Annotated in this window: 11 protein-coding genes and 1 tRNA gene; 7 read left to right on the plus strand and 5 right to left on the minus strand. The window is 66.1% G+C overall.

Features of this window, described 5'->3' with window-relative positions:
- Positions 1 to 128 precede the first annotated feature (128 nt).
- On the minus strand, positions 129 to 917 hold the full coding sequence (locus tag NMQ09_RS08965; protein ID WP_255194246.1) for an enoyl-CoA hydratase/isomerase family protein: 789 nt from the start codon (positions 915 to 917) through the stop codon (positions 129 to 131).
- Positions 918 to 1,096: 179 nt separating this feature from the next.
- Between NMQ09_RS08965 and NMQ09_RS08970 the strand changes: the two genes are divergently transcribed.
- Complete coding sequence (locus NMQ09_RS08970) at positions 1,097 to 2,470, plus strand: NAD(P)/FAD-dependent oxidoreductase (RefSeq protein ID WP_255194247.1); 1,374 nt, start codon at positions 1,097 to 1,099, stop codon at positions 2,468 to 2,470.
- On the opposite strand, the gene NMQ09_RS08975 is transcribed toward NMQ09_RS08970, so the two are convergent.
- Positions 2,467 to 4,209 carry an adenine deaminase C-terminal domain-containing protein gene (locus NMQ09_RS08975; RefSeq protein WP_255194248.1) on the minus strand — a complete coding sequence of 581 codons (1,743 nt, stop codon included), beginning with the start codon at positions 4,207 to 4,209 and terminating at the stop codon, positions 2,467 to 2,469. The genes NMQ09_RS08970 and NMQ09_RS08975 overlap by 4 nt on opposite strands.
- A gap of 13 nt (positions 4,210 to 4,222) precedes the next feature.
- A complete protein-coding gene (locus NMQ09_RS08980; RefSeq protein WP_255194249.1) occupies positions 4,223 to 5,173 on the minus strand; it encodes an MBL fold metallo-hydrolase in 951 nt (316 codons plus the stop codon).
- Between the two features lie 172 nt (positions 5,174 to 5,345).
- On the opposite strand from NMQ09_RS08980, the gene NMQ09_RS08985 reads away from it, so the two are divergent.
- The 3 genes from NMQ09_RS08985 to NMQ09_RS08995 all read left to right on the plus strand — a co-directional run bounded on the left by NMQ09_RS08985 (position 5,346) and on the right by NMQ09_RS08995 (position 8,914).
- Positions 5,346 to 5,420 (plus strand) — tRNA-Val (locus NMQ09_RS08985).
- 862 nt (positions 5,421 to 6,282) lie between these two features.
- Entirely contained in the window at positions 6,283 to 6,888 is a 606-nt protein-coding gene (gene rdfA / locus NMQ09_RS08990) for a rod-determining factor RdfA (protein ID WP_255194250.1), read from the plus strand.
- A gap of 85 nt (positions 6,889 to 6,973) precedes the next feature.
- Positions 6,974 to 8,914, plus strand: coding sequence for an archaea-specific SMC-related protein (locus tag NMQ09_RS08995; RefSeq protein WP_255194251.1), 1,941 nt, complete (start codon positions 6,974 to 6,976; stop codon positions 8,912 to 8,914).
- 161 nt (positions 8,915 to 9,075) lie between these two features.
- Here the strand turns inward: NMQ09_RS08995 and NMQ09_RS09000 are convergent, their stop codons facing one another.
- Entirely contained in the window at positions 9,076 to 9,609 is a 534-nt protein-coding gene (locus NMQ09_RS09000) for a cob(I)yrinic acid a,c-diamide adenosyltransferase (RefSeq protein WP_255194252.1), read from the minus strand.
- 207 nt (positions 9,610 to 9,816) lie between these two features.
- Here NMQ09_RS09000 and NMQ09_RS09005 point away from each other — a divergent pair, with 207 nt between their 5' ends.
- The 3 genes from NMQ09_RS09005 (at position 9,817) to NMQ09_RS09015 (ending at position 12,243) form a co-directional block, all read left to right on the plus strand.
- Positions 9,817 to 11,295: an AMP phosphorylase gene (locus NMQ09_RS09005; protein ID WP_255194253.1), complete on the plus strand. Its 1,479-nt coding sequence runs from the start codon at positions 9,817 to 9,819 to the stop codon at positions 11,293 to 11,295.
- Positions 11,296 to 11,377: 82 nt separating this feature from the next.
- Positions 11,378 to 11,788, plus strand: a complete 411-nt coding sequence (locus NMQ09_RS09010) for a universal stress protein (RefSeq protein ID WP_255194254.1) — start codon at positions 11,378 to 11,380, stop codon at positions 11,786 to 11,788.
- A gap of 35 nt (positions 11,789 to 11,823) precedes the next feature.
- On the plus strand, positions 11,824 to 12,243 hold the full coding sequence (locus NMQ09_RS09015) for a universal stress protein (protein WP_255194255.1): 420 nt from the start codon (positions 11,824 to 11,826) through the stop codon (positions 12,241 to 12,243).
- Positions 12,244 to 12,290: 47 nt separating this feature from the next.
- Here NMQ09_RS09015 and NMQ09_RS09020 read toward each other — a convergent pair whose 3' ends face one another.
- Positions 12,291 to 12,521 carry a hypothetical protein gene (locus tag NMQ09_RS09020; protein ID WP_255194256.1) on the minus strand — a complete coding sequence of 77 codons (231 nt, stop codon included), beginning with the start codon at positions 12,519 to 12,521 and terminating at the stop codon, positions 12,291 to 12,293.
- Between the last annotated feature and the right edge of the window lie 106 nt (positions 12,522 to 12,627).

Genomic DNA, 12,627 nt, shown 5'->3' on the forward strand with positions numbered 1-12,627 from the left:
GCAGGCCGACTCCAAAGCGTACCGGTTCCGGCGAACTGGCGCTCGACGGTCGACTGGCCGGCCCGACGTTCGACGGATGGATCGGCCGACCTGTAACCGGACGCCGGTCGATGGTCGGCAGTCGGCGGTCAGCGCCCTTCGAACGTCGCCGGCTCCTTCTCGAGAAACCCGGTCAGCCCGGCGGCGTAGTCTTCGGTGTCGGCCAGTCCGGCGATCCGGTCTTTCTCGACGGCGAGCTGCTCGTCGAGCGTCCGGTTCGCGCCCTCCCGGAGGAGCGTCTTGACCTCGGCGTACGCCAGCGTCGGCCCGCTCGCGAGCCGGGAGGCGACTGCTTCGAGTCGGTCGTCGAACGAGTCGGCCGGGACGGCCTCGGTCGCGAGCCCGCGCTCGACGGCCTCGGCCGCGTCGATCGGCTCGTCGAGCAGCGCGAACGCCTGCGCCCGGCGCAGCCCCAGCAGGCGCGGCAGGAACCACGTCGCGCCGCCGTCGCCCGAGAGCCCGATCTTCGGGTAGGCGTACTCGAACCGGGCGTCATCGGCGACCAGAACCACGTCAGCGGCGAGCGCGAGGCCGATCCCGCCGCCCGCGACGACGCCGTTGACGCCGGCGACGACCGGCTTCGGTGCGCTCGTCATCGCCCGGACGGCGCCGTGCAGCGGCGTGGCGATCGACTCGAGCGTCTCGGCGTCGCGCTCGTCGCCGTGGAACGTGGTGAGGTCGGCGCCGGTGCAGTAGATACCACCGGTGCCCGTGAGGACGAGACAGCGGACGTCATCGTCGCTCGACAGTTCCTCGAGGCTCGCTGTGAGCGTCTCGGCTAGCTCGGCGTCCACGGCGTTGTGCGTCTCCGGCCGATCGAGGACGATTCGGCCGATGCCGTCCTCGACGGTGACGGACAGGTGATCGGAGTCGAACATACGCGCCAGTCTGACCGGAGGGAGCAAAAACGTGCGTACATCGATCCGATCGCCGCCGCGCCACGGTAGCGACCATCGTAGACCGGCTGTTTTCGTTGATAGTAAACGGGAAAACGGTTGTGACGATCGCCCGGGCATTTTCAGGCAGTTTAATACGAGGCGTTGAGTGTCCACGGTGTATGGAACGCGTTGACGTCGCGATCGTCGGTGGAGGCCCCGCAGGGGCATCCGCAGCGGAGCGGGCCGCCGCCCACGGGGCCGAGACGGTGTTGTTCGAACAGGGCGTCCCACGGGAAGATCGGGATGCGGTCGGGCCGGACTCGACCGACGCCGCCGGAATGCTCGATTACTGGGTCGACATCATGGACTTCGATCACGGGGAGATTCCCGACGAGGTAATCCTCCAGGAGCTCGACGGCGTCGACTTCATCGGGCCCACCTCGCGCGTCGAACTCGAGACGACCGGGATCGACGCCTCCTACCCCAGGTTCGGCTACACCTTCCACCGCGCCCGCATGGACGACTGGCTCCACGAACGGGCCGAAGACGCCGGGGCCGACCTCCGCGTCGGAACGAGCGTCACCTCGCTCGAGACCGACTACGAGACGCTGACGCACACGCTCACGCTCTCCTCTGGCGAGAGAGTCGAGGCCGAGTACGTGATCCTCGCGGACGGCCCCCAGCGCCGGATCACCCTCGAAGCGCTCGACCAGTTCACCCCGCCCGGACGGAGCATCTCAGAGTGCCTCTCCCCGCCGACGGCCAACCACATCGCCTACCAGGAGTACCGGGAGTTCCCCGAGGAGGTCTTCGAGAAGGATCGCCTGAAGTTCTGGTGGGGCTATATGCCCGGCGAGACTGCCTACCCCTGGGTGTTCCCGAACGACGGCACCGTTGCCCGCGTCGGGCTCACGATGCCTATCGGGATGACCATCGAGGACGTCGTCTCGCCCGAATCGTACAAACTGCTCGAGCCCACCGACGAGAAGATTCCGACGGGCGCCGAGTACGTCAGCCGACTGCTCGAGTTCGAGTACGGCGACGAGTACGACGTCGAAGAAGAGTTCCCGCTCGTCGAGAACCGCGGCAAGTCGAAGGGAACCGAGACGTACCCGATCTCCTCAACCCGACCGATCGACTCCCCCGTCCGGGCCAACATCGCCGTCGCCGGCGGTGCGATGGGGACGACCTCGGCGTTCCACGAGGGCGGCTACCACGTCGCCGTCCGCACGGGCAAGATCGCCGGCCGCCTCGCCGCGACGGACTCGCTCGAGTATTACAACGACGCCTGGAAGCGCGCCATCGGCGACGAGATCCTCCGAAACGTCTCCTTCGCCGACATCGTCGCCGACTACGGTCCCGACGACTGGGACCGGGCGTTCGAGATCGTCCAGGGGATGACGGCGGCCACCGACATCGAGGGACCGCTGCTCAAGAAGAAGTACTCCGCAGGCCTCGGCGCGACGAAGATCCTCGCGGCGTACAAGCGCCGGAAGTACACGTTCCGTGACGGCAACTACGTCCAGTTCCGCGAGGACGAGTACGTCATCTAATTACTCTCGCCCTCGCCCTCGCCTTCGAGACCGACGACCGACCGCGCGAGAACGTCCGCGTATCCCGACGTCGAGAGCTTCAGCGCCGGGACGCCGGGGAACGTAAGCGTCTGGACCGTCAGGAGGGGTCGGTCGACATCGACGCCGAGCTCCCGGAGGGCGTCCTCGAGCGTCTCGAACTCGGCTGCGATCTCGGGAACGGGACGATCCGCCGCGAAGGCAGCGACGGGCATCGGGAGGTCAGCCACTACCTCGCCGTCGCGGACGATCGCCCAGCCCCCGCCCATCGAGGCGACGTGGGAAGCGGCGAGACTCGCGTCGTCGGGATCGGCGGCGACGGTCACGAGCCCAGCCACCTCCCAGGTGTTCGTCGTCGCGACGGCTCCCGACTCGAGACCGAAACCGGTGAGAAAGCCCGTAAACGCCCGATCCTCGGTCGACGGATCGCGGTCGATCAGCGTCGCGCTCAGGACGTCCGCGTTCGGATCGGGGACGTACCGTCCCTCCCCGACGGCGGGTTCGACGGCCGTCTCGAGCGAGAGGAGTCCACGCCCCACTTCCATCGCCCGAACGGTGCCGTCGGGTGCGGCCTCGACCGGGGCGGTGAACCGATCACGGCCGGTCCCGACGTCGATGGAGTCGTAGACGAAGTCTGGGTAAGTCACCTCGGGATCGACCTGCGGAGTCCCGTCGACGACGACCGATCCCTCCACGATGACCGTCTCGACCGTCATCGACTCGAGGTCGTCGACCACCACCAGATCGGCGTGCGCGCCCGGGGCGACGACGCCGCGTCCCTCGAGGCCGAAGTGTTCGGCGGTGTTGCGCGTCGCCATGTCGATCGCTGTTCCGGGTTCGACGCCCGCGTCGATCGTCCGCCGAAGCACCTCCGCCATGCCGAACCCGCCGACCAGTTCGGTCGGCCAGGTGCCGTCGGTCGACAGGGAGACGCTCGCGGGATCGACGTCCTCGAGCGCCTCGGTTACGGCGGCGAGATCGTCGCGGATCGAGCCACAGCGGCCGACGACGTGGATCCCGTGTTCGGCTCGCTCGATCACCTCCTCGGGTGAGATCGCTTCGTGGTCGTCGTCGACGACCGTCGCGAACGCGCGGAGGGCGTCACCGCGACAGCCAGCGCCGTGGCCGACGATTTTGACACCCTCCGCTGCCGCCCGCTCGTAGAGGGCGTCGACCGGGGAGTCGCGGCCGACGACGTGGATCCAGTCGATCTCGGCGACGCCGACGACGCGCTCGTGTGCGAGCAGCGACGCGTACCCCTCGAGTTCGTCTTCGTCTGCCCGCGCCGGTTCGAACGTGTCGACGAACGGCTGGGGCGGAACGGTGTGGTAGACCGACAGCGGAAGGTCGGCCGTCACCTCGAGGAACGTCTCGAGCCCCTCGGGACCGAACAGCGCTCCGAGCCCCGAGGGTTCGGTGACGATCGAGGTCGTCCCCGCCGCGAGCAGATACGGGCACATCCGTTCGGTTGTGGCGTGGATGTCGGCGTGCGTGTGCGCGTCGATCAGCCCCGGCAGGATCACGCGGTCGGTCGCCGAGAGCACCCGCGTGTCCGGACCCACGACGTCGCTTCCGTCCTCGAGCAGGGCTGCGATCCGGTTGCCGACGACCGCGACGTCCCGCTCGAGGAATGCGCCGCGACTCGAACAGTAGACGCGGCCGCCCTCGAGTACGAGGTCGGCCGGTTCGTCGCCGAGAGCGACGGGCTGGAGGTCGTTCATATCGCCGGCTTTCTCACGCGGGCTCGTAGGTGATGCGGTTTGCGCCGTTGGTTCGGCGACCAATCAGCCCGCGTTCCTCGAGCACGTCGAGGTGGCCGATCGCCTCGCTCATCCCGCTGAACACCTCCTGTGGGGGAAGGTCGCCGAACAACCCGTCCATCACCTCGGCGGCTGTCGTGGACCCCGAGACGAGCGCGTTCACGGTGGCGGTGCGTTCCTCGTGGGCTGCCAGGAGCTCGTCGATTCGCTTCTCCGGGCGGTCGACGAGCGGGCCGTGTCCCGGAAGCAACCGGTCGAACCCGCGGTCACGAAGGCGCTCGAGCGACTCGTTGAACGCCGGAAGCACGCGCGGCCGGTCACCTTCCGGCTCTTCGGGCGGCTGCAACAGCGGGTTGGGGGTGATCTCGGCGAGAACGTGATCGCCGACGATCGCCCGCCGCTGGTCGTCGTGTTCGTACGAGAAACACAGCTCTCCCGGCGCGTGGCCGGTGACTTCCCCGGCGGTGAGCGCCGTCGAACCGACGTCGACGACGTCGCCGTCCGCGAGGAGTCGGTCGACCGGACAGTCCGAGACGTATCTGCTCAGCGCCGCGGTGAACTCGAAGACGCGTTCGACCAGCGATTCGGACAGTCCGTGTCTGTGAAACGCCTCGCGGAAGTAGCGTCGCTCGTACTCGAGGCGGTCGTCGTACGCCGCGATAATCGCGGCCGTCGCCTCGCTCGCGAGGACGCGTGCACCGCGGTCGCGAAAGCGTCGCGCGAGCCCGAAGTGGTCCGGGTGTGGGTGCGTGACGAGCACCTGCTCGACGTCCGCGGGCTCGAGGCCGCGTGCGCCGAGTGCCGAGGTTACGATCGACCACGCCTCGTCGGTCGCTGGCCCGGGGTCGACGATCGTCCGACCGGCGACGTACACGTTGACCGGATCCACCGGGAACGGGGTGGGAACCGGGTGTCGCTCGAACATCGTCGGAGAGTGTGTCCCGGCGGGCGTAAACCTTCTCACCGCGACCGACACGTCGTACACGGCTCCGGAACGGGCGGTGTCGCCTCGAGCGGGCGGCATCTCGCCGAACGAGGAGCAGCCGCCGGATTCGGAAAGGAAGTCTTAAGTTTCGCGGTCGGGTACAGCCGACTGCGGGTTGGTGATCTAGTCCGGTTATGATACCTCCTTCACACGGAGGAAGTCGGCAGTTCAAATCTGCCCCAACCCACTGATTTTGCGCCGAACAATTCCGTGAGGCGCAAATCCGTTACGTTGGGCAGATTTGATATTAGACGAGTCGCGCGCAGCGAAGCGAGCACGTCTCGGCGTCGTTCAAATCTGCCCCAACCTATTTCTGCCGCGAGCAACTCCGAGAGCAGCAAATCCGTTACGCTCGGGTAGTTTGAACCCTAGAAGTCACAACTGCGCAGCGAACGAAGTGAGCGTCCCGGAACGTCTTGCCGAGCTGTTTGTTCCGCCCCAACCCACGAGATCCGGGCTCACGAATGGAAGAACGCGTGGCACGCCGGTACGACTGCTGGCGGGACGGTTCGGCTGCTGGACTGTCAGCGCCACCGAAATGCGCCTTGGACGACATGCTTGCCAATCGAATAAATTCGCTCGCCGAGTTCGTCGATCAGGGGGGTGCCGTTACACGCGTAGTGTTGTCGAAACCGGATCGTCACCAGTCACCATCGCATAGTCCTGGTGACACGTCGTCTCGGGTCGGCCGACGCCTGCCGAGCGACTCACTCCCGAGCCGTCGACCGACTGGATCCCGGCTCTGATCGCCGAGCGCTGCAGTTTGCAGATGACAATCTTAAAGTAACGATACATCATCTGGTCCACTGTCGTGATCGACTGTGAGCCTCGGTCTTGCGGAAACACAGCGGATGCACTGAGTCGACAGGTCGGTACGTGGAGACGGTTCTCTCACACTTCCTTTCGCCAGCGCTGTACGAGATGGAACGTGTCGAGTCCGAACGTGTTCATAGTCGGCCGAACTGAACGGAACCAAGCCAACGTCAGTGACCGGGGAACCGCTCGGCGATCTCGTCGACGCGCGTCCCCGGGCGGACGACGGTGTCTCCATGGCGCGTGAAAAAAACAGACGGCGGACGAAAGTCGAACGGGTCATTGAAGAGTACGGTCTCGACGGCTGGGGAGAACGCCTCGAGGCCGAGTGGACCGGCGACGGGACCGAACGGAAGAGCCTGCGTGACCTCGCAACCGGGTTCAACGTCGCCGTGTTGCGGGCTGCGCTGTCGGCAGCCGGTGAGTCGACGGTCACGGCCGACGTAGAGAGTACGTACCACACGCTCACTGCCGACGACGTGTCGCGCTCGGATACGATTCGGAAACGGCGCGAACTCGAGCGAGCCGGCATCGACGTGGACGACGTACTACGAAGTTTCGTCACCCATCAGGCCATCCACACGTACCTCACGAACGTTCGCGAAGCCACACTCGAGCGAGACGAGGGTGACCGCGTCGAACGCAAGAAAGAGACCGTTCAGCGACTGATCAGCCGAACGCAGGTGGTGACCGACTCGACGATCGAGGAACTGGTGAACGCCGAGTTGTTGCGCGATCGACCTTACGAGGTGTTTGTCAACGTTCGTGTGGTCTGTAACGACTGCGGAACCGACTACGCCGTCGAGGAACTGATCGAACGAGGTGGCTGTGACTGTGGCTGACGGCGTGTCGTCGGTCGACTGTGGCTCACACGGTGGCAACTGCAAGTCGAGCGTATTCATAATCAACCCCCATGACCTCTAACATATGTCCGCAGCAGAGTCGATAGAAGATCAGATCGAGGTAGCAGTATCGAACGTCGGCGGGATCGACGCGACCGACGTCTCGTTACGGCCGGGAGTCAACGTCCTCACTGGCCGCAACGCGACGAATCGAACGTCGTTCCTGCAGGCGATCATGGCCGCACTCGGCAGTGATCGCCCCTCGCTGAAAGGCGACGCCGACGAAGGGTTCGTCGAGCTGGCCTTCGGCGACGACACCTACACGCGCTCGCTCGAGCGCCAGAACGGCACGGTGAGCTTCGGCGGCGACCCGTACCTCACTGACGAGCAGGCCGAACTCGCGGATCTGTTCGCGTTCTTGCTCGAGTCCAACGAGGCTCGCCGGGCCGTCGGCCGTGGTGACGACTTACGCGAGCTCATCATGCGCCCGATCGACACCGACGAGATCCAGGCGCAGATCCAGTTGCTCGAGGCCGAAAAGCGGGATCTCGACGACCGGATCGACGAACTCGAGCAGTTCGCCCGCGAGCTGCCCGGTCTCGAGGAGCAAAACCGTGCACTCGCCGACGAGATCGAGGCACTCGAGGCCGATCTCGCCGACGTCGAGGCCGAACTCGAGACACTCGACGCCGACCTCGAGGAGAGTCAGAGCCAGAAAGACGAACTCGAGGAGACGTTCTCCCGGCTGCGGGCCGCCAGAAAGGAACTCGAGACGATCGAGTACGACCTCGAAACCGAGCGTGAGAGCCGACGCGAACTCGAACGCGAACGCGAGCGGCTCGAAGACGAGTACGACGAGTTCACGAACGAAGAGTTCGAGTCCGCAGACCGGCTCGAAGGGCGCATCCAGGAGCTTCGTGAACGCAAACGGTCACTCGAGACGACGGTGAGCGAACTCCAGGGCGTCATCCGTTTCAACGAGGAACGGCTCGAAGATGGCGGCATCGGTCTCGAGGCCGACGACGACGGGGACGTTACCGATCAGCTGCTGGCCGATACCGACGAGATCGTTTGCTGGACCTGTGGCTCCGAGGTCGACCGCGATCGGATCGAGACGACCCTCGAGCGGCTGCGCTCGCTTCATCAAGACAAGCTGAGCGAACGGAACGAGCTCCAGCGGACGATCGACGACCTCTCGTCGCGGCAGAAAGAGCGCCGGGAGAAACAGCGCCGCCTCGACGACCTCAAGCGTCGGCTGGCGACCATCGACACCGACCTCGAGGCCCACGACGATCGCATCGCCAAACTCGAGGAGCGACGCGACGAGAAACTGGACGCGATCGCCGAACTCGAGGCCGAAACCGAGCGCTTCGAGGGCGCCGATTACAGCGACGTCCTCGAGACACACCGCCGGGCGAACGAACTCGAACTCACACTCGAGCAGAAAGAAGCACAACGAGCCGAGGTCGCCGACCAGATCGCAGACCTCGAGAAACGGCTCGACGAACGCGAGGAACTCGAGGCGCGACGCGAGGACCTCGAGGCGGAGCTTACCGAGTTGCGGACCCGCGTCGACCGCATCGAGCGAGAGGCCGTCGAAGCGTTCAACGAGCACATGGAATCGATCCTCGCCGTGCTCGAGTACGCGAACATCGAGCGGATCTGGATCGAACGGCGGGAACGAACGGTTCGCGAGGGGCGGCGGACGGTGTCGCGGTCGGCGTTCGACCTCCACGTCGTCCGAACGAGCGAGGAGGGGGCCACCTACGAAGATACGATCGACCACCTCTCTGAGAGCGAACGGGAAGTGACCGGCCTCGTGTTCACGCTGGCGGGCTACCTCGTCCACGACGTGTACGACGTCGTCCCGTTCATGCTGCTCGATTCGCTCGAGGCGATCGACTCCGAACGCATCGCCGACCTCGTCGAGTACTTCGAGGAGTTCGTCGACTGTCTCGTCGTCGCGTTACTCCCCGAGGACGCACAGGCGCTTTCGGACGAGCACCACTACGTCACCGAAATCTGAGGTGGCTCGAACCGGACTCGACAGTCGTTCTCACCGGAAGTCATCGCGGTGCGTTCGACGGCGTCGCCGCCGAACGTCGATGTACACGTGCACACAGTGTATACGTCGAGCCGCCGCTACCGAATCGTGTGGCTCGGCCGGTGGCGAGCGCGGCCGGCCGTTCAGTACGTCGGCTCGCCCTCGGGCTCGCCGTCACGCTGATTGACGACGCGGGCGAGCGTGAACAGGCCGTCTGAGAGCCGGTTGAGGTACTCGATCACCTGCTGGTTGATCGGTTCTTCGGTCGCGAGTGCGACCGCACGACGCTCTGCGCGTCGGCAGACGGTGCGCGCGTGGTGGATCTTGGCTCCCGTCTCGCTGCCCGTCGGGAGGATGAACGAGCGGAGCGGCTCGAGTTCCTCGTCGTAGCCGTCGATCCAGCCTTCGATCTCCTCGACGTGGTCGCCACTAACGACCGGGTCGTCCTCGGCCGGGTCCGGGTTCGCGAGGTCGGCCTGCACGACGTGGAGGTGATTCTGGACGGCCTCGAGCTGTTCGTCGACGTCCTCGTAGCCCGTCGGTCGGACGGTTCCGACGAGTGCATTGAGTTCGTCGACGGCGCCGTACGCCTCGATCCGGTGACTCGCCTTCGAAACGCGGGTCATGTCACGCAGGTCCGTCTTCCCTTCGTCGCCGCGACCGGTGTAGATCGGCATGGGTGAGAGAAAGGGCAGCCGATACTTAATTCCGGTCGGTACCCGCCCGCCCGCTCCCACCCGCTCCCGCACGCGCCAGCGTGGCGGAGGCGCCGCTGTCCAGTATCCACAGTGTCTCGCCGTCCGGTGCGTGGTGGTGTCGTCGGCCCGTCGACGACGAACCGACCACCACCGTTTTGCCCTCGCGGTCGCACGAAGGGAGTACGAATGAACCTCGAGGCCGCCTCGATCGATATCGGGACGAACCAGCCGACGGTCCTCCTGAACACGGCCGACGCCGACGAACTCGGTGCCCACCCGCTCGACCGCGTTCGGATCCGCCAGGCCGGGACTGCGACGACCGGGATCGTCAAGGTGACCGACGAACTCGTCGATCCCGGCACGATCGGCGTGACGGAGCCGCTGCATCACCTTCGGGGAGCCGTCGACGTCACGCTCGCCGGAACGCCGCGGTCGGTCAGGTACGTCAGGAAAAAACTCGACGACGTCGAACTCGACCGGCACGAACTCGAGGCGATCGTCCGGGACATCCACGAGAACCGACTCTCGGACGTGGAGTTGAGCGCGTACGTCTCCGGCGTCTACGCGAACGGCCTCTCGCTCGAGGAGACCAAACACCTCACCCAGGCGATGACCGAAGTCGGCGAGCAACTCGCGTGGGGTGACTCGATCGTCGCCGACAAGCACTCGATCGGGGGCGTCGCGGGTAATCGGGTGACGCCGGTTATGGTCGCCATCGTCGCCGAGGCCGGGCTGACGATGCCGAAAACCTCGTCGCGGGCGGTGACCTCGCCGGCGGGGACCGCGGACGTGATGGAGGTCTTCTGTGAGATCGAGTTTACGGTCGAAGAAATCGAGGCGATCGTCGCGGAGACGGGCGGCTGTCTCGTCTGGGGCGGCGGCGTGGACCTCTCGCCGGTCGACGACGAGATCATCCGCGCGGAGAACCCGCTGTCGATCGACCCCCCGGGCCAGCTCATGGCCTCGGTCCTCTCGAAGAAGCGCGGGGCGGGCTCGACGCACGTCCTGATCGACGTCCCCTACGGCGAGGGGGCGAAAGTCGAGAGCCTCGTCGCCGCCCGCGAGCTCGCAGACGACTTCAAGCGGGTCGGCGACCACCTCGAGATGGACGTCGTCTGTGCGATCACCCACGGCACCGACCCGACGGGCGACGGCATCGGCCCCGTCCTCGAGGCGCGTGACGTCCTCTCGGTGCTCGAGGGCGGCGGGCCCGAACCGCTCCGGCTGAAGTCGATCCGACTCTCGGACATCTTACTCGAGCACTGTGGCGTCGATGCCTCGGCGACCGACATCCTCGACTCCGGACGCGCGCTCGAGCGATTCCAGCAGATCGTCGCCGCCCAGGGTGGCGATCCCGACGTCTCCGTCGACGACCTCGAGCCGGGGTCGGAGTCGGCGACGATCCGGGCCGGCCGGTCGGGGATGATCTCGCGGGTGGACAACCGGCAGCTCTGTGACCTCGCGCGCCGGGCTGGCGCGCCGAAGGACCACCGTGCCGGCCTCGAGCTTCACCGCGTCGCCGGCGAACCGGTCGACGAAGGTGACGAGCTCTACACGATCTACGCCGAGACGCCCGGAAAGCTCGCCGAAGCCGAGGAGCTCGCCGGGAAGCTCGAGCCGATTCGCGTCCGGAGCAGGGCCGACGCACTCGTCGAGCGTCGCTGACGGCGGCGACGTCGACGACTTCCCGTGACGCGGGAACGACGGGTGAATTATATGGGGGCGTTCGTGGTAGCGGTGGGCGCCAATGTACGACACGATTCTCGTCGCGACCGACGGGAGCGACGCGGCGAACCGGGCGATCGAGCACGCCACCAGCCTCGCCTCGACGTTCGACGCCGACCTCCACGCGGTGTACGTCGTCGACACGCGACGGTACGGCTCCGCTGCGCTCGCCGACTCGAGTGCCGTCATCGAGGACCTCGAGGAACAGGGATCGGCGCTCCTCGAGGACGTCGAGCAGCGGTCGGACGTCGACGTCACGGCGACGGTCCGACGCGGCCGCCCGAGCGAGGAGATCGACACCTACGCCGACGAGATCGACGCCGACCTCGTCGTGATCGGCAACCGCGGGCTCGGCGGCCCGGCGGGCGGCCAGATCGGTAGCGTCGCCGAGCGCGTCGTCCGCTACGCCGGCCGCCCCGTGATCACGGCCTGATCGTTCCCGAATACTCACCGACGACTCTCACACCCATGTACGATACGATACTCGTCCCGACGGACGGTAGCGACCCCGCGAACCGCGCGATCGAACACGCCCTGACGCTCGCCGATCGGTACGGCGCGACGGTGCACGCGCTGTACTGCGTCGAGACCCACCGCTACGGCGAGCCCGCCCTCTCGAGTTCGGCCATCGTCCTCAACCAGCTCGAAGAGCGGGGGCAAGCGATGCTCGAGGGGCTCGCCGACCGGGCGGAGAACGACGGTATCGACGTGAGCTGGACCATCTGTCACGGCCGCCCCTGGGAGGAGATCCACGACTGTGCCGACGAGGTCGACGCCGACCTGATCGTCATCGGCTACCAGGGCCAGAGCCACTCGCGCGACCACAAGATCGGCAGCGTCGCCGAGCGCGTCGTCCGGACGGCCGACGTGCCGGTGTTGACGGCCTGAGGTGTGTGCCGTCGTTGGCGTTCTCGCTGGAGGCCGAGCAGGTACGCCTACTGCTCGACCTTCTCCCCCCGAACGAGGAGATAGATGATCGTGGCGAGGAGGCCCGGAACCAATCCGAGAATGAACATGATGGGAATGCCAGTTGCCCACTGCCACGCCCAGTCACTCCCCCGATCTTTCGCGTCACGGTAGATCCACCGTCCGAGTATCCCGAACAGTAGAACGAAGACGATAAATAATATGAGGAGGAGTTCTGGTCCGCCTGGAAGGGGGATCATTGCTGTACCGACCTGCTTGAACTGGCAGAAAAATATATTTTATGGAGTGGGTTTACTGGATCCTACAACTGGCGGGAGAGCCGTCGCTGGCGGTCGCCGCTCGAGG

The organism is Natronobeatus ordinarius, from assembly GCF_024362485.1.
Classification (GTDB): domain Archaea; phylum Halobacteriota; class Halobacteria; order Halobacteriales; family Natrialbaceae; genus Natronobeatus; species Natronobeatus ordinarius.